The sequence below is a fragment of the Gordonia polyisoprenivorans genome, assembly GCF_017654315.1.
In the GTDB taxonomy this organism is placed as follows: Bacteria; Actinomycetota; Actinomycetes; order Mycobacteriales; family Mycobacteriaceae; genus Gordonia; species Gordonia polyisoprenivorans_A.
The window spans coordinates 277,872-297,244 of the sequence record NZ_CP072203.1; the positions used below are offsets into that span (position 1 = coordinate 277,872).

Below are 19,373 nucleotides of genomic sequence, written 5' to 3' on the forward strand. Positions count from 1 at the left end.
ATCACCTACACACCGAGGAATGTTGGGGCCCGAAGATGTTGGCCTCCAGATCGAAAGCCTTCAACGTGAAGTTGCACAGGTAGAGCATCATGAATCCGCCGTAGCGTCCGCTGGCGTTGATCTTCGCGGCCATCACCGGGAACTGCTCGAGGAACCGTGTGAACTGCTCGGTCTGCGGAATCCACGACGAGGTCACGTCGCGCAGCCCGGTCAGTGTCGACGCGAATTGTCCGTCGGCGGCGGTCATCATCTGCGCCAGGGACGACAATGCGCGATCGCCGCTGTCGAGCAGCGCGCCGAGTTGCCCGTTGTCGCCGATGATCGTCGACGTCAACTGATTCAGGCCGGTGAACAGCTCGGTCATCTGCGGGCTGCGTTTCTCGACCGTCGTCATCAGCACGTTCATGTTGGTGACCAGCCGGGTGAAGATGACACCGTTCTCCGACAGGTTCTGCCCCATGCTCGCGATCTGCCGCAACAGCAGTTCCACCGAACCGGCCCGACCCTCGAAGGTGTCGACGAAGCCGCGGGCGAGTTCGTTGACCTGCTGCGGTTGCAGCGCACTGAACAGCGGCTGGAACCCGTTCATCAGTGCGGTCAGGTTGATCGGCGGAGTCGTTGCGGCGAGCGGGATCTCGTTGCCGGTGCGGACCGGCTGATCGTCGCCGGCCGCGGTCAGCGCGATGTAGCGGGCGCCGAGCATGTCGCCGTAACGCACTGCGGCGTGGACGCGTTCGGGGATGACCTTGTCCTTTTCGACCTGCACGGTCACCGACGCCTGCGCGGTCCCGTTCGCACCGGGCACCAGCGCGATCGAATCGACCCGACCGATTCGCACGCCGGCCATCTTGACCGGGTTGCCGGTGACGAGCCCTTCCGCGTCGGCGAAGTGGATGACGTAGTCGTCGGTCGGCCCACCCACCGGTACCCGCAATGTGTTGACGACGAGTACGGCGGCCACGATCCCGATGATCACGAACGAGACCGCCTTGATCAGGGTCCACGGGGACAGGGTGGTCATGACGGGCTCACCTGCGCTCCGCGGACCATCGGCCCGAGCATGACCACGGTGGCCGGATTCGGCTGTCCCCCGGCCTCATCGGCCGACGACCCGACGCCCACCATGCCTTCGAGCCGGCGCAGGGCGGGGCGTTCGCCGGTGCCGTCGATGGTCACGTCTCCGGAGAACGCCGACGGTGTGGCGGTCGGGGCGGTCGGGGTGCGTACCGGCGGGTTGAGCACGGTGCCGTTCGGCTGGCCGGGCGCGCGCACCGGGCCGACGCCGATCTCGGCCCCTGTTCCGGTGCACTGTGATCCGCGCACGGTGCCGTAGGTCGGGCAGTCCGCCGCGGTGTAGGGCATCGGTTGAGAGAAGGTGGGCACGGCGGTGATGTTGAACTTTCCGGTGGAGAACACCTGCGCTCCGGCGATGGCGAACTTGTCGGCCTCCGACAGGGTGCGAGAGAGTCCGTTCGGGTTGTCGGCGACGGTGGACAGGATCGTCGACGTCGAGGTCAGCACGGTGATCAGGTTCTGGCGTTGTGCGGCGACGAACGGACCCGCCGTTCCCAGATAGCCTGCGGCCGAGGCGAAGAACGACGCCAGGCTCTGTGAGTGCTCGAGGATGCCCTCGGAGATGTGGGTGACCGAGGCGAGGGTTTCGGTGATCGCCGGGGTGGCGCGCTTGAGGGATTCGACGACGCGCCGGAATTGCGGTGTGGCGTCGATGAACTCATCGACCGCCGATTCGAGTTGCTGCGACGCGCTGGCCCACTGGTCGATCATCAAACCCAGATCGGCGCCGCGACCCCCGATGGCCTTGTTCACCGCCGCCAGGGCCACGGTCATCTTCTCCGGTTGCACCTCGGCGATGAGGTCGCTCATCTTGGTAAAGATGTCGTAGAGGTTGATCGCGTCGGGACCCGAATCGACGGTGATCTCATCGCCGTCGGACAGCGAGTGCGCGCTGTGCTCGAGTTGCGGGGCGGGGACAAGCTGAACGTAGATGTCGCCGAAGAACGTTCGCGGCAGCACGCGCATCATCACGTTCGACGGGATCGACCCGATCACCGAGTCCTCGATCGTCAGGTTCACCTCGGAGGACTGGGTGCCGGCGTCGATCGAGGAGATCTCGCCGACCTTGACGCCGTGATAGCGCACCGGCGCACCGGTGGTGATCAACCCGGCCTGCACCGGTACCTGGGCGTGGATGACGGGGTCCGAGTTGGTCAGATGCGTACTGCGGGCGACCATCCAGAATGCGAAGGCGCCGACCAGGATCATCGCGATGACCGCACGCACGATGTATCCGCCGCGTGACACCGGATTGCCCGGCAGCATGACCGTCACGTCAGATCCCCATTCCCGGGATCTGGGGCACCAGCCCCCACAGCCCGAATGTGAAGATGACGTCGAAGATACCGATGGCCAGGATCGAGGTTCGCAGAGCGCGTCCGGCCGCCTGCCCGACGCCTTCGGGACCGCCGCTGGCGAAATATCCGTAGGAACAGTGCACCAACGTGACGATCGCGGCGAAGACCACCGCCTTGATCGCCGAGTAGAGCAGGTCGGCGGGCGTCAGTGCCAGGTGGAAGAAGTATTCGTAGGTGCCCGACGATTCGCCGTTGCACCAGACCACCACCAGTCGGGTCGCGATGTAGCTGGCGAGCAGACCGATCATGTAGATCGGCAGGATGCAGACCATCGCCGCGATCATGCGGGTGGTCGCGAGGAACGGGATCGAGCGGATCGCCATCACGTCGAGCGCGGCGATCTCGTCGGAGATCCGCATGGCACCGACCTGCGCGGTGAAGCCGGTGCCGACCTTGGCCGCGAGCGCGATGGCGACGACGACCGGTGCGAGTTCACGGGTGTTGGCGATCGCCGAGAGCATGCCCGACAAGGTGGTCATACCGACGAGTTGCAGTCCGCGATAGGTTTCGACGCCCAGCATCATGGCCGCGGCCAGCGACATCGCCAGGACGATGCCCATCGTCCCACCGCCGGACAGCAGCGACTTGCCACCGAAGGTCACCTCGGCGATCTGGTTCAGCACGTGCTTGCGGTAGTGCACGAGTGTGTAGGGCACCGCGGCGATCGCGCGCAGGATGAAGGTGACGTACTCACCGAGCCGGACGAAGCCGTCGACGAATGCGGAGAGCCGGCGCGTCGAGCGCACCCGGATGCGATAACCGATGTCTGCGCTGACCATCTAATACGACCCCACTGCCGGCACCATCACCGAATAAAGCTGTGACAAAACGGTGTTGAAGATGAACACCAGAGCGAAGGCGATCACCACCGCCTCGTTGACGGCATCGGCGACTCCCCGTGGACCGCCGCGAGCATGTAACCCCTTGAAGCAGGCCACGATCGTCGACAACAACGCGAACACCGCCGCCTTGACCAAGGCCATCACGAAGTCCGAGGTGCGGCCGTACTGGCTGAACGTCGCCATGAACGCGCCGGCCGGAAGATGTTGCACGTAGACGTGATAGAGGTAGCAGGCACCGACACCGGTCACGGTGATCAGCGAGCACAGCACCAGCGACACGATGATCCCGGCGGCGATGCGCGGGGCCACGAGCCGCTCGATCACGTTGAGGCCCATCACCTCCATCGCATCGACCTCTTCGCGGATCTTGCGGGAACCCAGGTCGGTGCAGATCGCGGAGCCCGCGACACCGGCCATCATCAGCGCACTGACGAGGGCCGAGGCCTGTCCGACGATGATGAAGGCGACGACGGCGCCCGAATAGCCGCCGGCGCCGATGCGGCCGGCGAGTTCGCCGACCGACACCGCGATGAACACGCCGACCGGGATCATCAGCAGCAACGACGGCCCGGTACTGACCCGGCCGATGAAGACCGTCTGATTCACCGTTTCGGTGATCGAGAGACGGAACCGGAAGATGGCGACCACGAGCGAACCGATCGCTTGTAGCGCAAAGCCCAATGTGTGTCCGGCCTCATTGGCCAGATCACGTAGCGGCCCCTTGGATGCGGGCAGCTCGAACGCCATACGACCCCCAGGTGTGGCATGTGATCGAGATCTCAACTGTCGATCGACACGCTAACATACTTAATATATGAAATGTGAAACACGAAGATTCTGCGTCGAATGGAGCTCACCGACATGAGACCGATGTCTGTCCGAATCGCCGTGACCACGGCGTTTGTTGCCATCACCGCTGCCATGGCCGGTGTTATGGGTGTCGGACCGGCGTCCGCCGCGGCGGTCCCCACCCTCGCGGTCACCGCCGCGGGCACCGCCGATTGGACGATCACCTATGACACCGGAACCGGCCCGCACACCGATGGCCGATGCACCGTCGTCGTCGATTCGCGCACCCTCGTGCGAGACGGCACCGAACGCACGCTGACCCTGCCGGGCTCCGCAGTCCGCCCCGGCCGGCATCCGGTCCGCGTGCGATGCGGCGCCGCCACCAGCCCGACACTGTGGATCTATGCGCCCCGCGGCCAGATCAACGACATCGGCACCTGGGCCTCCAACACCACCGCCGGGGTGCTCGGGATCTGAACGTCTCCCGTGGGCCGATGGTCGTGTCGAACCAGCCTCGGCTGACGGCGGTCTCGAGGGTCGGCGCCAGGGGCGCCTCCCACCTCGACCATCGGGTGGGGCCTTTCATCGGTGGTCGAGGTGACCGATACGGCACCGGCGGCAACTCTTCTGATCGATGGTCGAGGTGCGAGGCGCGTGCGCCGAGCCTCGAGACCCCCTGCCACGGCGCTGGTTTCACCACCACCTCACCAGCATAATCGGCACGATGAACTCCTCGTCGCGTGTCGCCGTGGTCGGCACCCTCAATCTCGACCAGGTGGTGCACGTCGAGCGTCTACCCGCCGACGGTGAGACGGTCCTCGGGCTGTCCCAGACGGAGCGACCGGGCGGCAAGGGCGCCAATCAAGCCGCGGCAGCGGCGGCGATCACCTCGACGTCGGTGATCGCCGCGATCGGTGACGACGTCGCGGGCACCACGATGCTCGAACATCAACGCGCCCAGGGGGTCGACGTCGAGCACGTTCGTCGCGTCACCGGCCTCAGCGGGCGGGCGGTCATCGAGGTCGACGCCGACGGCACCAACCGGATCATCGTGCTTTCCGGTGCGAATGCCGAGCTGACCGCCGACCACGTCACGGCGTCCTTGGACGCTCTTGACCCAGAAGTGGTTCTCACACAGCTGGAGTCACCCCGCGAGGTCACCGACGCCGCGGCGCGGTGGTGCCAAGCCCATCTGAGGCGCTTCGTCCTCAATCCCAGTCCCGTGGCGGCACTGGATGATTCGATCCTGGAACTAGCCGACCCGCTGGTCGTCAACGCGATCGAGGCCGCCTACTACGGCACAGCCGATGATCTCGAGTTGGCGGCGCAACGGCTTCGCTCATGCTGCACGTCGGCGGTGATCACCCTGGGCGCCGAGGGGGTGCTCGTCGTCGACGACGGCCGGGTCACCCGCATCAACGTGCGCGGAGTCACCGCCGTCGACACCACCGGGGCCGGTGACGTCTTTGCCGGAACCCTGGTCGCACACCTCGCCGTCGGCGTCGAGCTTCCGGAGGCGGCGGCGCTCGCCGCGGACACCGCAACCGATTTCGTGTCCCGGCCACGCACCTGACGACCCCGCAATCGATCCCCTCAGTCCGCGGCACCCAGCCGATCCTCGGGCCGAAACGGCTCGGCAACCGTCCCGGCGACCACCGACTCGGCGAGCGACTCGCCGAGGACCGGTGCGTGTTTGAAGAGATTGTGTCCGGCAATCACGTACGCATTAACCGACTTCCAGATCGCCACCCCGTCGTCGCCCCAGGGCAGACGCGTGACCCAGCAGTGCACGATGCCGATCGGTTCGTGGACGAGCCCGGGAAGCGCTCGCGAGGCGTAGGCGATCGCGTTGTCGGCCGAGTGGGCCAGGGCGTCGACGTCGTCGATGGCTCCGTCATCATGCGCGACAACCGAATCGGAGAGACCGAGCCCGAAAGCGGAGCGGTCGGGATAGGCAGCGGCATACACGCCCGACACCCCAAATACTCCGCTGCCGTCCTGCAGTGTCGGCAGCCGGTCGACAACCTCGCGCAGGGCGAACGACACCCGGACGTGCGCACCGAGTTCGACCGGTATCGCCACCGAGAGCGCGCGGGCCAGAGCCGCGCTACCGCGTCCGGCTGCCACCACCACCGCACCGTGCGTGGATACCGTTGTCGGGGTGCGTATCTCGACTCCGTCCGGGCGGTCGCGCACAGTGATCACCTGCTCGGCGACCAGCCCCGAACCCGACGACTCCGCTCGGGCCTCGTCCGCCAGGCGCGCAATCGCGGTCCGGGTATCGATCGACCCGCCCTTCGGGTCGAATACCGCGCCGCCGTCGTAGTGGCCGAGAATCGGTAGCAGCGAGCCCAGTTCGTCACGATCGACGAGCCGCGCCCCGATGTCGGGATGATCTTCGAGGACGGCCAGCCGCCGCACGGCGGTCGGTCCGAGTGCGAGCGCGCCGTCGTCGCTGACGAGTCGTACACCGAAGGTGTCCTCCCAGTCGCGCCACTGTCGTCGCGCGCGGACCGCGAGTGCCACCATTCGCGGATCGTCGTGGGCGTGCCGGAAGATTCGCGACACTCCCGCCGACTGTCCCGAACCGGGCGTTGCGGACTCGAAGACCGTCACCGAGTACCCACGGGAACGTAACGCGTGTGCCGCCGACAGTCCGACGATGCCCGCGCCGATGACGGCGACGTCCGAGGTGGTGGTCATGTGCCCGACAGTACAAGCGCACGGCTTCTGACACGACAGGGTTTGGACGCGACTGCTCTGGGGTAACCGAGACATCCGGGGAGAGAGAACAGACACGAAAGGAGCAGCACCATGGCTGACGAACTCAAGGGAATCACCGTCGCATTTCTCGTCGCACCCGAGGGCATCGAGCAGGTCGAGCTCACCGAACCGTGGCGGGCGGTCGAAGAGGTCGGCGGCACGCCGAAATTGGTGTCCACCGACAGCGGCACGGTGCAGGCATTCGAGCATCTCGACAAGGCCGACACCTTCGGCGTCGACGCCACCACCGACACCGTCACCCCGGACGACTTCGACGCGCTCGTGTTGCCGGGTGGGGTGGCCAACCCGGACTACCTGCGCACCGTCGACTCCGCGGTCGACTTCATCAAGGGCTTCTTCGACGCGGGCAAGCCGGTCGCCGCGATCTGCCACGCACCGTGGACTCTCGTCGAAGCCGATGTGGTGCAGGGTCGCTCGATCACCTCGTGGCCGAGTGTGAAGACCGACATCGTCAATGCCGGCGGTAACTGGGTGGACCAGGAGGTGGTGGTGGATCGCAACGGGCCCAACACCCTCATCTCCAGCCGCAAACCGGACGATCTGGCCGCCTTCAACTCCGCACTCGTCGTGGAGTTCGGTCGCAGCACCACCGACGCCTGAACACCGCCGACGCCTGAGTAGCGCCCGCGGCGTCGCGTATATCGATTCGCAGACGCCGGGGAACACCATGCTGTCCGATTCGGTCCGGACTGCGATTGAATAGGCATCAGTGTTGTCGCGTCGGGCGATGACCCCGGCGGAAGACCGCGACGATGTCACCGGACACCAGCACGAGTCAGACTCCTACCCGCACCCTGCGCGTGGCGCTCGCCATGCGTGGCGGAGTGAGCATGGCGGTATGGATCGGCGGGGTGATCGCGGAGCTCGATCTGTTGCGGCGGGCCACCGATGACACCTCTGATACGTCGGGCCGCGCGAAGATCTATCGTGAGTTGCTCGGCGAAGCCCACTACAAGGGTGTGGAGTTCGACATCCTCGCCGGAGCCAGCGCGGGTGGGCTCAATGCGGTGCTGTTCGCACTGGCGCAAAGCTATGGGGTGGTCACCGATTCCATCGTCCGCAAGACGTGGGAGAACGACGGCGGTCTCTGGGATCTGCTGCGCAGCCCCGCCGACAATGCCGCTGCGGATCGATGGTCCGGCTTTCGCGCCGTCGACTCCGTGTTGTCCGGCGACGGCCGATTCCTGACGCTTGCCGTCGGCGCGGTGAACAAGATCGCCGCCGCGCCGAGACTGTCGAAGCGACCTCCACCGCAAGCACTGAGCGTCGAACTCGCCGCCACCCTGCTCCCCGACCCGGACAAGCAGGTGACCACCGCCCGCGGCGGGTTCTCCTTCACCCGCCGGCCCGGTGGCCTCGGCTCGCAGTACTCAACGATTCCCGGATTGGGCGACGACGAGGCCGCCGCCGAGATCGCTCGGCAGGCCATGGCACTGGCCATCCGATCGACGTCCTCGTTCCCGGGTGCCTTCGAACCAGCCACGGTGTATTCGATCGACTCACCCGAGGAGATCGCGCCGAACACCGGCGGAAAACCCAACATGGACAGAGTGTTTCCGTTCGCTCGCGCTGCCACGGGTGACGACACAGCAGGCAGCACCACCGCGCCCGGTGAGGCACCTTTTCTCGTCATCGACGGTGGGGTCTTCGACAACATCCCGATCGACCGGGCGATCCGCGCCATCCAACGCGCCCCTGCGTCCGCGCCCACCGAGCGCGTGCTGATGTACCTCGACCCACAACCGCCCGCGCAGCCCGAGCCCATCCCGATACCGGCGACGGACAATGCGCAGCGACGAGTGCTCGCCAAGCAAACCGCCCAGTTGTCGCGCTGGCTCAACGTCATTCGCTCCGGCATGTCGATGAAGAGTCGACAGGAGTCGGCCGAGGACGAGATCACCTACATCCGCGAGCACAACGACAGCGTCCTCGCACTGCGCGGGCGCACCGAGGAACTCGCCGCGTGGTTGGGAAACGCCACAGGTCCTCTGCCGAGCATTCCGGTGAGCCGCTACATCCAGTCCCGGATCGGTTCCGACGCACAACATTACAGCGAGATCCTCACTGAACCCCACACGATGCTGTTCACCCCGCCGTTCCGGGCCGCGCCACGCACACCCGTCGAACCGCTGATCAGCCTACGTATCAAAGACGCACTCGCGCAGGCCTACACGAGGGTCACCCCAGGATCGGCGGCAGCCGGCTCCGACGCGCAGGCCCAGTCGGTGATGAGCCGCGGGGACGTCACCGCCGCCATCGATGCGACGCAATTCCTGATCGCCTGGGCCCGTGCACTCGAAGGCGCAGGAGTCGGTGCCGCGAGCGCGTTCAAGCCCTCGCTGTATCGCTGCGGCGCCGTGCTCCTACAAGCCCGCCATCTCACCGTCGACACCGCACTGGCTTCGGTGGCCGCGACCCCGGAGCAGTGGACCGATGCACTCGTCGACGGTATCGCCACGCAAGACGCGCTGACCATCAGTGCCGATGTCAACAATGCACTGGCCCAGGGCAACAGCGTCGACGACGCCACCTTCTACAGCGCCCTGTCACCGTCGACCGAGGCGAGTGGAGTCGGGTTCACATCCGACGGTGGGACAGCGGCGCTCACCACGATCTGGACCCACCTCCACGCGCATCTGGCAGCCCTCGTGACCGCCTCCGCGCGCGCCAACGAGGAATTCTGGAATGAGTCCTTGTATCACGCTCTGGCTCAGAGGCTTCCCGCGGAGACCACATACACCGCGTACGAGATCGTGCGCCTCATCGCGGTGTCGGGCGGACCCGACACCCAGTCGGTCATCCGCTACCACCAGATCACCGGCGACGAGCCTCCCGTCTCCATCGGCCCCGGTTATCTCGATGCCCTTCGCGCCGACGCCGTGGCGACCCAGTTGGAGGCATGGCTCAAGCACGACATTGCGGTCGAGGCCATCGATCCGCAACAGTTGTCCGAGTGGATGACCAAGATCGATGGTCTCCAACGTGCCGAGGACAAGCTCTGCGGCACACCACTGGCCCGTTTCGCCGGCTTTCTCGACTGGCGGTGGCGCGCGAGCGACTGGCGTTGGGGCCGACTCAACGCCGCCTCGGGCATCGTCGACCTTCTCCTGCCGGACGATCCGCGTGCCGACGCCGAGCAGATAGCGCAGCAAGACGCGCAGCGACTCCTCTACAAGACAAACCTTCAGAGCGAGATCGTCGCCGAAGACCCCGACGCCCAAGCGATTCCCGCGCGCGGTGCCGGTGCGATCACCGACCTCCCGTCGTCGTATCGCGTGGGTCTCGTCTCGCGCGCGTCCGGTCTGGTGATCCGGGCGTTGCAGCCGGCGTCGATCTTTCCGAGCCCGGTCAAGAAATCCGTCGTGATCATCGGGGTCGCACTGTTGCGCGTCCTCCCGGTCCTGTTGGGGTTGATCGTCGACCCGCTGCGCCTGCTGATCGCGCTGGCGGCGACCCTGCTGACGTCGTTTCTCCTGCCGGGCGATTCCGAGACGGGGCCGGTGCTCTGGTACACCGTCTCCGCTCTCACCGGCCTCATCGGCCTTCTGATGGTCTCACGTTCCCTTGCCGCAGAAAGCAAGTGGCGCAAGATGGACGGCCGACTCAAACAAGCCGTCAGCGGCGGCCCACACCAGTCCTGGCTGACCACCCTACGCTCCGCGGAAAAGAAGACACGAAAGTGGCGTCAGTGGACCGCCGCGGTGGGCGTCGGCTGTATCGCTGCCGCGGTGATCACCGGCGTCCTCACCGGTGAACGCGTGGTGACGCGCTACCAGATCGAGCCGTTGCTCATCGTGTGGGTGCTCGTCGCCGGCGGGGCGATCACGCTCGCCCTCCGTTGCACGAAAGTGCCTCCCGCACTGACATACAACCCACCGGCGGTGCAGGGATTCGGCCGACGTCTGCGGCAGCGGGTTCCCCTGATCGTCGCAGTAGTGTTCATCGTCGCGATCGTCGTCGCCGCGTTCTGGGGTGACGCCACCCCGCCGAGCGCCCCGATCTACACCGCGGTGCTCGCCGCGGCGTGCAGCGCCGCCCTCGTCGCGTGCTCACTGTGGGGGTGGACCTCAGCCGCCCAGGTCTACACCTACGCGGCTCCCGCCGCGGTCCTCTCGGGGGCAATCGCCGCAGTCTTCGACGTCTGGGTCATCCCGGAGTCGGCGCTGCCCCTGACAGTCCTCGTTCCGGTGATCGTGTGGTGGCTCTACCTCGCGGTGTTCCTGGGCAACGTCACACCACGCACCTCCGAGGAGATGGGCTTGCGCCCAACCGACTGAGCGGTGGTCGTGTGCTCTTGCGGCTCGCACTTCGAGAAGAGGTCCCTGGTTTGCTGATCTGCCGGGAGGAATGTTTCGAGATGCAGCTCCTCCAAAGAGACGTCAGTCGCTGTCTCCAGCTGGGTCGAGACGCTGAAGAACCGCAGAGTCCCTTCGGCGGAATCGAGTTCGAGAGTGAGAACGGGCCCGGCTCCGGGTGGCGCGCTGAGCACGTCTGGAACGTTCGACACGATGTCGTCGGCAAGCTCGAGATGGCGGGGATCGTGAGTGCGATTCGCCCGATGGGTGACCTGCCGGTACAGATGGCCGGCCCAGGTGTTGAGATTGCGGATGCGGGTGGAGATCCCGTCGGGGTGCAGGCACACACGCAGCACGTTGACCGGCGGCTCGAGGAGTGCGGGTGCACATCCTGCCAACAGACCTTCCGTCGCATCGTTGGCGTCGATGATGTTCCAATAGCCGTCCAGAATGAGTGCGGGATAGGGGCGATGGGCATCGAGCAGACCGCGTAAGCCGTCCATCACGGCCGCGACCGAAGCGTCATCCCGATCACGGGCCTCGTACCGGGGCGCGTACCCGCCGGCAAGAAGCACTCGATTGCGCTCTCGAAGTGGTAGGTCCAATTGCTCGGCCAGATGGAGGAGCATGTCGACGCTGGGGTGCGCCTTGCCTGTCTCCACCCGGCTCACATGTCGACTGGACACACCGGAGCGGTTCGACAGTTCCTGCTGGCTGAGCCTGCGGCGCTCTCGCCAGATCCGGAGCATGGCACCCGCACTGTCGGCGTTCATGGGTGTCGCGACCATGAACGAAAGAGTAGACAGCGCACGTCCAGTCGGCCATGACCTCCAAGGTCATGGCCCACACGCAGCAGTCATCGTCAGACTCCTTACGGGAAACAGATTCCCGTGAAGAAGGAAGGAAAAATGATGAACGACATCGCAGAGAAGTACCTGCAAACGTGGAATGCCACCGGGAACGACCGGGCGGATCTCCTTGCCGCCGTCTGGTCGCCCTCTGTCTCTTACGTCGATCCGCTCGTGGAGGTCAGCGGTCACTCCGGCGTGAGCGCTGTGATCGACGGTGTGCACGAGCAGTTCCCCGAATTCGTGTTCTCCAGACTCAGCGAAGTGGACGCGCACCATCGGCAACTGCGATTCCAGTGGGGGCTCGGGCCGGCCGGATCAGAACCGGTGATTGTCGGTTTCGACGTGATAGTCCTCGATGAGCGGGGCAGGATCCACGACGTCCGAGGATTCCTCGACAAAGTGCCGGCGTGACATTCCAGGTGATCGCTTCAGCCGCTACCGTCAACGGATGAACACGGCGCACGACCCGACCCCGCCCGATCCCGCCCGGCACCTGATTCGCTACGGCGGCAGTTTCTCGCCCGAGCTGATTGCCCGCGCCGAAGGCAGCTTCGTCTACACCGCCGACGGTCGGCGCATCCTGGACTTCACCTCGGGGCAGATGTCGGCGATCCTGGGGCACTCGCACCCCGAGATCGTGGCGACGGTGTCCCGGCAGGTCGCAACGCTCGACCACCTGTTCAGCGGGATGCTCTCCGAGCCGGTCCTCGAACTCGCTGCGCGACTGGCCGATTCGTTGCCCGCGCCGCTGGATAAGGCGTTGCTGCTGACCACCGGAGCCGAGTCGAACGAGGCCGCGATCCGGCTCGCCAAGCTCGTCACCGGCAAGCATGAGATCGTGTCGTTCGCGCGGTCGTGGCACGGCATGACGCATGCGGCCGCCGCGGCCACCTACAGCGCGGGTCGCGGCGGCTACGGTCCGGTGTCACCGGGGAACTACGCGCTGCCCACCCCGGATGCGTTCCGCCCCGACTTCACCCGTCCCGACGGCACCCTGGATTGGGAGCGTCAACTGGACTTCGGTTTCGGGCTCATCGACGCCCAGTCCGTCGGCTCGCTGGCCGCATGCATCGTCGAGCCGATCCTCTCCTCCGGCGGTGTCATCGATCTGCCGCCGGGCTATCTGGCTGCGCTGCAACGTAAATGCCGTGAGCGCGACATGCTCCTCATCCTCGACGAGGCGCAGACCGGGTTGTGTCGCACCGGCAATTGGTATGCCTTCCAGCGCGACGGCGTCGTCCCCGACATCCTCACCCTGTCCAAGACGCTGGGCGCCGGTCTGCCGCTCGCGGCGACCATCACCTCCGCCGAGATCGAGCAGACCGCCCACGACCGTGGGTTCTTGTTCTTCACCACCCATGTCTCCGACCCGCTGGTCGCCGCCGTCGGCAACACCGTTCTCGATGTGCTGGAACGTGATCGGCTCGACGAGCGCGCGACCGCCGCCGGAAAACTGTTGCGTGAGGGCTTGCGCGACATCGCTCGTCGCCACGCCGTCGTCGGCGACATCCGCGGGCGCGGGCTGCTGCAGGGACTCGAACTCGTCGAGCCCGGCGACCCCGATGCCAGCGCCGACCGGCTGGGGGCCGCTGTGACCCGTCGGTGCTTCGAGCTCGGGCTGCACATGAATGTGGTGCAGCTACCGGGTATGGGCGGCACGTTCCGGGTCGCACCTCCACTCACCGCATCCGACGACGAACTCGGGCTCGGCCTCGAGATCCTGGAGCAGGCGATCGCCGAGAGCGTCTAGGTCAGGCGTCTTTGGCGTCGAGCGCGGCGGCGACGTCCGCCGGGAACCCGCCGGTGGCGATCGGCCCCCACGACGTGGGCGTGACCCGGATCAGCGACTTGTTCTGCAGTCGCATCGCTGCACGGTATTCATCCCAATCGGGGTGCTCACCGGAGATCGACCGGAAGTAGTCGACGAGACCGTCCTCGGCGTCGGGCATGTCGAGGACCTCCGCGGTGCCGTCGACCTGAACCCACGGGCCGTTCCACTCGTCGGAGATGACGCACACGCTGACCTGCGGGCGCTTCTTGGCGTTGGTGGTTTTCGCGCGTCCCGGATAGGTGGCGATCACGATGCGGCCCTGGTCGTCGACGCCGCCGCTGACCGGCGAGATCTGCGGGGCGCCCGAGTCCCGGGTGGTGAGCAGCAACATCTTGTGGCGCGGCCGCAGGAACTGTTCGAGCTCGGCCTTCTCGACATCGGTGGCGGTGGCAATGGTTCTGGGCATGTCTCCACCGTAGGCGACGCGCGACATCCGGCGGACACGTCTCGGTCCCGAGGTCGCCCGCCACGCCGGGCACCGGGCTTATGGTGTGACAGACCCCGAGCGAAGGAGAGACCACCATGTCCGATGCTCCGACCGTGGTGGCCCCACCGCCCACCGCAGGTCTTCGCGAATTGACCGTGCGCGGCGTGATTCTCGGCGGCCTGATCACGCTGGTGTTCACCGCGGCCAACGTCTACCTGGGCCTCAAGGTGGGTCTGACCTTCGCCACGGCCATCCCGGCCGCGGTGATCTCGATGGCAGTGCTGCGCTTCTTCTCCCATCACTCCATCGTCGAGAACAACATCGTGCAGACGATCGCGTCGGCCGCGGGTACCTTGTCGGCGATCATCTTCGTCATCCCCGGTCTGGTGATGATCGGATGGTGGACCGGATTTCCGTACTGGATCACCCTCGCGGTCTGCGCGGTCGGCGGCATCCTCGGCGTCATGTATTCGATTCCGCTGCGTCGGGCGCTGGTCACCGGCTCGGATCTCCCGTACCCGGAAGGTGTTGCCGCAGCAGAGGTCTTGAAGGTCGGCGAGACCTCCGTGGGGGTGGAGAGCAACCGGGCGGGCCTCAAGGCGATCCTCATCGGTTCGGTCGGTTCGGCTCTGTTCGCTCTGCTGGCGAAGATGCGGATCTTCACCGACTCCGTGTCGGCGGTCTACCGGATCGGCAGTGGCGGAAGCATGTTCGGCGCGAGCCTGTCGCTGGCACTGATCGGCGTCGGCCACCTGGTGGGTCTGACCGTCGGAATCGCGATGCTCGTGGGTCTGGTCATCTCGTTCTTCATCCTGATGCCGATCTACTCGTGGGGCGATTTCACGGCTGCCACCGGCGCCATCGGCGACACCATCGACACCGTCTTCTCCTCCGACGTCCGGCTCATCGGCGCCGGGGTGATCGCGGTCGCCGCCGTGTGGACTCTCCTGAAGATCATGCGGCCGATCATCACCGGTATCTCCGGCGCGCTCACCTCCGCGCGCTCACGCCGCGCCGGGGTCACCGTCGACATCACCGAACGCGACATCCCGTTCCCCTACGTCATCGGCACAGTGCTGGTGATGCTCATCCCGATCGGGCTGTTGCTGTGGGACTTCGTCCACACCGCGAAAGCCGGCTCGTCCTCGATGCCGCTCGTCGGGTCGGCCGGCGGCATCATCACCGTCACCATCGTGTTCGTCGCCATCATCGGCCTGGTGGTCGCGGCGGTCTGCGGCTACATGGCCGGACTGATCGGGTCGTCGAACAGCCCGATCTCCGGTGTCGGCATCCTCGTGGTGATCATCGCCGCGGTGCTGATCAAGGTCGTCTACGGCACCGCGACCGGCGACCAAACCGACGCACTGATCGCGTACACGTTGTTCGCGTCGGCGATCGTCTTCGGCGTGGCCACCATCTCCAACGACAACCTGCAAGACCTCAAGACCGGTCAGCTGGTCGGTGCCACACCGTGGAAACAGCAGGTCGCGCTCATCATCGGCGTGCTGTTCGGGTCGGCGGTCATCCCGCCGATCCTCGGGCTCATGAACGATTCGTTCGGCTTCGCCGGTATGCCCGGCGCCGGCGAGGACGCCCTGTCGGCGCCGCAGGCGCAACTGCTGTCCACTCTTGCCAAGGGCGTGCTCGGCGGGTCGCTGGACTGGGGTCTGCTCGGCATCGGCGCACTCATCGGGATCGGCGTCATCATCGTCGACGAGGTGCTCGGGCGGACGACTGGGCGATTGCGGTTGCCTCCGCTGGCCGTCGGTATGGGCATGTACCTGCCGATGTCGTTGACGCTGATCATCCCGGTCGGCGCGATCCTCGGTGTGTTCTACAACAAGTGGGCCGACCGTCGGGGCGGCGACGTCGAGCAGAAGAAACGAATCGGTGTGCTCATGGCCACCGGTCTGATCGTCGGCGAAAGCCTCTTCGGCGTGGTCTATGCGGCGATCGTCGCCGCCTCCGGGGACGATGGCGTGCTCGGGGTGGTTGGCGACTCCTTCGAGAACTACGCCAAATGGCTCGGCATCGTGTTCTTCATCCTGCTCATCCTCGGGCTCTACAAGTGGGCCCAGCGGATCGCGGGGTCGATGGGCGGCACCGGGGTCGGGCCGAGCGAGCCCGTCGACGTCACCAAACGCTGAGGCCGCTCACTGCGCCGGTGGCTCGTCGACGACGATCGCCGACAGCGCCGCCAACATCTGCGCACCCCATGCCTCGTCGAGACCGCCCTCGCGATGCATGAGGGTGTGCAGAATGGCTGCGCCACCGAGCATTTCGACGAAGATCGTCGGGTCCACGTCGACGCGCAGTTCTCCACGTTCGCGAGCGTCCATGAGACGTTCGGCGACGCCGCCGAAGACTCCGGCGAAGCCCGCGAGCACTCGCTGATGCACCGCCGGGTCGGCGGCCATATCGGCGATCAGTCCCGGTAGCGCCGCCCGCGTCACGGGACTGCCGAACACCGCGCACACCTCCTCGACCATCTGTGCCACGTCCTCGGAGATCCGTCCGCTCTGCGGCACGAGCGTGGTGAACCGGCCGAACGTGGCGTCGTGTACCAGGTGCGGTTTGGACTCCCATCGCCGATAGATCGCGGTCTTGGTGGTGCCGGCACGATGTGCAACCGCGGCGACCGTCACCCCTGCATATCCGGTCTCGGCCAGCAGTTCACGTGCCGCGTCGAGTACCGCGGTATCGATGCTGCCGTCACGGGGCCGTCCGGCGGTTTTCCGGATTCCGCTGCGGGCGCTCGCGTCCTCTGCTGTCATAACGCTACCGAGCGTAGCGGAATGAGGAAGGAATCACCGATGGCCGACACGGCGCCTCCACACAGCGGTCACACCCCCACGGTCGACACCCACGTCGACCCGTTGCAGCGGTCGGCACGCGACACCACGGAGGTCCCACTCATCCTCGCCGACTGGATCGGCAGCCGCGGGGACTCCCCTCGCGGTACACCCCAGCTGCACATCGACGCCGGTGTCGACGCGAACGGCATGTCGTCGGAGACGATCATGGTCGATGCGCATTGGCCCGATGGGGGTTCACCGGCCGACGAACGGTGGGTGATGCGCATGGCGCCGCGACCCGAGGACATCCCCGTCTTCGACACCTACCGACTCGATCACCAATACGAGACGATGCGACTCGCCGCCGAGGCCACCGGCCTTCCGATCCCCCGGATGCGGTGGCTCGAGCCGACGGGCGCGCTGTTGGGGTCGCCTTTCTTCCTGATGGATCGCATCGACGGGCTCGTCCCACCCGACGTCATGCCCTACACCTTCGGCGACAACTGGCTCTTCGACGCCCCCATGGAAAGCCAACGTGCCCTGCAGGATTCGACGATCGAACTGGTGGCGCGACTGCACTCGATTCCCGAGGCGTCGACGACGTTCAGGTTCCTACGCGAGGGCCAATCGGCCACCGGGTCGGACCTGCGCAGCCGTCTCACCTGGCTGGCGCAGTGGTACGAGTCGTCGACGACGATCGGCCGGTCCCCGCTGGTCGATCGGGCATTGCCGTGGCTCGAGGACCACTTCCCCGACGACGTCGCCGCGTCGGATTCGGTACTCATCTGGGGTGATGCGCGGATCGGCAACGTGATCTACCAGGACTTCACCCCCGCGGCGATCCTCGACTGGGAGATGGCCACCCTCGGACCACGCGAGCTCGACGTGTCGTGGATGATCTTCGCGCACCAGGTCTTCCAGGAGCTCTGTGGGCTCGCGGCGCTGCCCGGCATGCCACATTTCCTGCGTGAGAACGACGTTCGCGACACCTATCGAGAATTGACCGGAGTCGAACTCGGTGACCTGCGGTGGTTCTCGGTGTTCGCGGGGGTGATCTGGTGCTGTGTGTTCATGCGCGCAGGCTCCCGACGCGTGCATTTCGGTGAGATCACCCGGCCCGCCGACGTCGACGCCGAACTCTTCTATCACCGCACCCTGCTGGAACGTCTTCTCGAGGAAGGACCATAATGCTCGGACCCACCGACGAATTCCCCATTCACCAACTCCCCCAGCCGATCGCATGGCCGGGTAGCTCCGACCGGAACTTCTACGACCGCTCCTATTTCAATGCGCACGACCGCACGGGCGAGATCTTCCTCATCACCGGTATCGGGTACTACCCGAACCTCGGCGTCAAGGATGCGTTCGTCCTCATCAGCCGAGGCGGCACCCACACTGCGGTACACCTGTCCGACGCGATTGACGACGACCGCCTCAATCAGTATGTCGGCAACTATCGTGTGGAGGTCAGCGAACCTCTGTGCTCGCTGCGTATCGTCCTCGACGAGACCGACGGAATTTCTGCCGATCTCACCTTCACCGGGCTGTTCGACGCGCTGCAGGAAATGCCGCATGTGATGCGCACCGGTCGGCGAATCACGTTGGACGCCCAGCGTTTCGCACAACTCGGCACGTGGCGTGGACAGCTGGTGATCGACGGTGAGGAGATCGCCGTCGACCCGGCGACGTGGCTCGGGTCGCGTGACCGCTCGTGGGGTATCCGTCCCGTCGGCGAGGCCGAACCCGCGGGACGTCCGGCCGACCCGCCGTTCGAAGGGATGTGGTGGAACTACATCCCGATGGCGTTCGACGACTTTGCCCTTGTCCTCATCGTCCAGGAGAACCCCGATGGATTCCGAACCCTCAACGACTGCAGCCGCATCTGGAAGGACGGACGTATCGAACAACTCGGGTGGCCGCGCATCACCGCGCACTACCATTCCGGGACAAGGATTCCCACCGGTGCCTCGATCGAGATGACCGACTCCGCGGGCGGCACGGTCTCGCTCGAGGTCAGGTCGTTGTTGGCCACACCGCTCCACGTCGGCGGCGGGTACGGCGGTGACCCCGACTGGACGCACGGCCTGTGGAAGGGCGAGGGCTTCACCGAGCGGGTGACCTACGATCTGGCCGATCCCGCTGTCGCCGGCCGCATTCCGTTTGGGATGATCGACCACGTCGGCACCGCGACCTGCCGCGAATCCGACGGCACCACCCGAGAGGGCTGGGGCTTGTTCGAGCACGGCGCCCTCGGTCGCCACGACCCGTCCGGATTCGCCGACTGGCTGTCGGTGGCGCCGTAGCCGGCGGTGCTGCGCGTCGCGCGC

Annotated in this window: 17 protein-coding genes; 9 read left to right on the plus strand and 8 right to left on the minus strand. The window is 66.1% G+C overall.

Translation table 11 applies throughout. From position 1 onward, the window contains the following. Position 1: 1 nt before the first annotated feature. The 4 genes from J6U32_RS01345 to J6U32_RS01360 are packed head-to-tail and all read right to left on the minus strand — an operon-like array spanning position 2 to position 4,021. Positions 2–1,021 (minus strand): MlaD family protein, encoded by a 1,020-nt coding sequence (locus tag J6U32_RS01345; RefSeq protein WP_208793214.1) that lies wholly within the window; start codon positions 1,019–1,021, stop codon positions 2–4. Next, positions 1,018–2,349, minus strand: a complete 1,332-nt coding sequence (locus J6U32_RS01350) for an MCE family protein (RefSeq protein ID WP_208793215.1) — start codon at positions 2,347–2,349, stop codon at positions 1,018–1,020. The genes J6U32_RS01345 and J6U32_RS01350 overlap by 4 nt, the downstream gene beginning before the upstream one ends. Before the next feature lies 1 nt (position 2,350). Next, complete coding sequence (locus J6U32_RS01355) at positions 2,351–3,211, minus strand: MlaE family ABC transporter permease (protein ID WP_208793216.1); 861 nt, start codon at positions 3,209–3,211, stop codon at positions 2,351–2,353. Beyond that, a complete protein-coding gene (locus J6U32_RS01360; RefSeq protein ID WP_006371735.1) occupies positions 3,212–4,021 on the minus strand; it encodes an MlaE family ABC transporter permease in 810 nt (269 codons plus the stop codon). Between the two features lie 123 nt (positions 4,022–4,144). On the opposite strand from J6U32_RS01360, the gene J6U32_RS01365 reads away from it, so the two are divergent. Both J6U32_RS01365 and J6U32_RS01370 read left to right on the plus strand, forming a co-directional pair. Further along, entirely contained in the window at positions 4,145–4,540 is a 396-nt protein-coding gene (locus tag J6U32_RS01365) for a hypothetical protein (RefSeq protein ID WP_244332471.1), read from the plus strand. 247 nt (positions 4,541–4,787) lie between these two features. Beyond that, a complete protein-coding gene (locus tag J6U32_RS01370) occupies positions 4,788–5,636 on the plus strand; it encodes a ribokinase (RefSeq protein ID WP_208793218.1) in 849 nt (282 codons plus the stop codon). A 20-nt stretch (positions 5,637–5,656) separates the two neighbouring features. On the opposite strand, the gene J6U32_RS01375 is transcribed toward J6U32_RS01370, so the two are convergent. Beyond that, positions 5,657–6,766, minus strand: coding sequence for an NAD(P)/FAD-dependent oxidoreductase (locus tag J6U32_RS01375; RefSeq protein WP_208793219.1), 1,110 nt, complete (start codon positions 6,764–6,766; stop codon positions 5,657–5,659). A gap of 111 nt (positions 6,767–6,877) precedes the next feature. Between J6U32_RS01375 and J6U32_RS01380 the strand changes: the two genes are divergently transcribed. Both J6U32_RS01380 and J6U32_RS01385 read left to right on the plus strand, forming a co-directional pair. Continuing rightward, positions 6,878–7,447 (plus strand): type 1 glutamine amidotransferase domain-containing protein, encoded by a 570-nt coding sequence (locus J6U32_RS01380; RefSeq protein ID WP_208793220.1) that lies wholly within the window; start codon positions 6,878–6,880, stop codon positions 7,445–7,447. Positions 7,448–7,677: 230 nt separating this feature from the next. Next, on the plus strand, positions 7,678–11,124 hold the full coding sequence (locus J6U32_RS01385) for a DUF3376 domain-containing protein (protein WP_244332473.1): 3,447 nt from the start codon (positions 7,678–7,680) through the stop codon (positions 11,122–11,124). Here the strand turns inward: J6U32_RS01385 and J6U32_RS01390 are convergent. Further along, positions 11,052–11,930 carry a helix-turn-helix domain-containing protein gene (locus tag J6U32_RS01390; RefSeq protein ID WP_244332475.1) on the minus strand — a complete coding sequence of 293 codons (879 nt, stop codon included), beginning with the start codon at positions 11,928–11,930 and terminating at the stop codon, positions 11,052–11,054. The genes J6U32_RS01385 and J6U32_RS01390 overlap by 73 nt on opposite strands. Positions 11,931–12,050: 120 nt before the next feature. Here J6U32_RS01390 and J6U32_RS01395 point away from each other — a divergent pair, with 120 nt between their 5' ends. Both J6U32_RS01395 and J6U32_RS01400 read left to right on the plus strand, forming a co-directional pair. Further along, positions 12,051–12,404, plus strand: a complete 354-nt coding sequence (locus J6U32_RS01395; protein WP_208793222.1) for a nuclear transport factor 2 family protein — start codon at positions 12,051–12,053, stop codon at positions 12,402–12,404. 37 nt (positions 12,405–12,441) lie between these two features. After that, a complete protein-coding gene (locus J6U32_RS01400) occupies positions 12,442–13,743 on the plus strand; it encodes an aspartate aminotransferase family protein (protein WP_208793223.1) in 1,302 nt (433 codons plus the stop codon). 1 nt (position 13,744) lies between these two features. On the opposite strand, the gene J6U32_RS01405 is transcribed toward J6U32_RS01400, so the two are convergent. Further along, entirely contained in the window at positions 13,745–14,230 is a 486-nt protein-coding gene (locus J6U32_RS01405) for a PPOX class F420-dependent oxidoreductase (protein WP_208793224.1), read from the minus strand. Between the two features lie 116 nt (positions 14,231–14,346). On the opposite strand from J6U32_RS01405, the gene J6U32_RS01410 reads away from it, so the two are divergent. Then, positions 14,347–16,398 carry an OPT family oligopeptide transporter gene (locus tag J6U32_RS01410; RefSeq protein ID WP_208793225.1) on the plus strand — a complete coding sequence of 684 codons (2,052 nt, stop codon included), beginning with the start codon at positions 14,347–14,349 and terminating at the stop codon, positions 16,396–16,398. A 6-nt stretch (positions 16,399–16,404) separates the two neighbouring features. Here the strand turns inward: J6U32_RS01410 and J6U32_RS01415 are convergent, their stop codons facing one another. Next, positions 16,405–17,025 carry a TetR/AcrR family transcriptional regulator gene (locus J6U32_RS01415; protein WP_208793226.1) on the minus strand — a complete coding sequence of 207 codons (621 nt, stop codon included), beginning with the start codon at positions 17,023–17,025 and terminating at the stop codon, positions 16,405–16,407. A gap of 39 nt (positions 17,026–17,064) precedes the next feature. Here J6U32_RS01415 and J6U32_RS01420 point away from each other — a divergent pair, with 39 nt between their 5' ends. Together J6U32_RS01420 and J6U32_RS01425 are read left to right on the plus strand one after the other, a co-directional pair. Further along, positions 17,065–18,234 carry a phosphotransferase family protein gene (locus tag J6U32_RS01420; RefSeq protein WP_208793227.1) on the plus strand — a complete coding sequence of 390 codons (1,170 nt, stop codon included), beginning with the start codon at positions 17,065–17,067 and terminating at the stop codon, positions 18,232–18,234. Next, positions 18,234–19,349: a hypothetical protein gene (locus J6U32_RS01425; RefSeq protein WP_208793228.1), complete on the plus strand. Its 1,116-nt coding sequence runs from the start codon at positions 18,234–18,236 to the stop codon at positions 19,347–19,349. Before J6U32_RS01420 ends, J6U32_RS01425 begins: the two co-directional genes overlap by 1 nt. Positions 19,350–19,373 lie beyond the last annotated feature (24 nt).

What these genes read in the sequence shown, in the direction of transcription:
- J6U32_RS01395 (WP_208793222.1), top strand. Translation starts at nt 12,051, where the DNA reads ATGATGAACGACATCGCAGAGAAGTACCTGCAAACGTGGAATGCCACC.
- J6U32_RS01400 (WP_208793223.1), top strand. Translation starts at nt 12,442, where the DNA reads ATGAACACGGCGCACGACCCGACCCCGCCCGATCCCGCCCGGCACCTG.
- J6U32_RS01360 (WP_006371735.1), bottom strand. Translation starts at nt 4,021, where the DNA reads ATGGCGTTCGAGCTGCCCGCATCCAAGGGGCCGCTACGTGATCTGGCC.
- J6U32_RS01365 (WP_244332471.1), top strand. Translation starts at nt 4,145, where the DNA reads ATGTCTGTCCGAATCGCCGTGACCACGGCGTTTGTTGCCATCACCGCT.
- J6U32_RS01390 (WP_244332475.1), bottom strand. Translation starts at nt 11,930, where the DNA reads ATGGTCGCGACACCCATGAACGCCGACAGTGCGGGTGCCATGCTCCGG.
- J6U32_RS01410 (WP_208793225.1), top strand. Translation starts at nt 14,347, where the DNA reads ATGTCCGATGCTCCGACCGTGGTGGCCCCACCGCCCACCGCAGGTCTT.
- J6U32_RS01380 (WP_208793220.1), top strand. Translation starts at nt 6,878, where the DNA reads ATGGCTGACGAACTCAAGGGAATCACCGTCGCATTTCTCGTCGCACCC.
- J6U32_RS01415 (WP_208793226.1), bottom strand. Translation starts at nt 17,025, where the DNA reads ATGACAGCAGAGGACGCGAGCGCCCGCAGCGGAATCCGGAAAACCGCC.
- J6U32_RS01370 (WP_208793218.1), top strand. Translation starts at nt 4,788, where the DNA reads ATGAACTCCTCGTCGCGTGTCGCCGTGGTCGGCACCCTCAATCTCGAC.
- J6U32_RS01355 (WP_208793216.1), bottom strand. Translation starts at nt 3,211, where the DNA reads ATGGTCAGCGCAGACATCGGTTATCGCATCCGGGTGCGCTCGACGCGC.
- J6U32_RS01425 (WP_208793228.1), top strand. Translation starts at nt 18,234, where the DNA reads ATGCTCGGACCCACCGACGAATTCCCCATTCACCAACTCCCCCAGCCG.
- J6U32_RS01420 (WP_208793227.1), top strand. Translation starts at nt 17,065, where the DNA reads ATGGCCGACACGGCGCCTCCACACAGCGGTCACACCCCCACGGTCGAC.
- J6U32_RS01385 (WP_244332473.1), top strand. Translation starts at nt 7,678, where the DNA reads ATGGCGGTATGGATCGGCGGGGTGATCGCGGAGCTCGATCTGTTGCGG.
- J6U32_RS01405 (WP_208793224.1), bottom strand. Translation starts at nt 14,230, where the DNA reads ATGCCCAGAACCATTGCCACCGCCACCGATGTCGAGAAGGCCGAGCTC.
- J6U32_RS01375 (WP_208793219.1), bottom strand. Translation starts at nt 6,766, where the DNA reads ATGACCACCACCTCGGACGTCGCCGTCATCGGCGCGGGCATCGTCGGA.
- J6U32_RS01345 (WP_208793214.1), bottom strand. Translation starts at nt 1,021, where the DNA reads ATGACCACCCTGTCCCCGTGGACCCTGATCAAGGCGGTCTCGTTCGTG.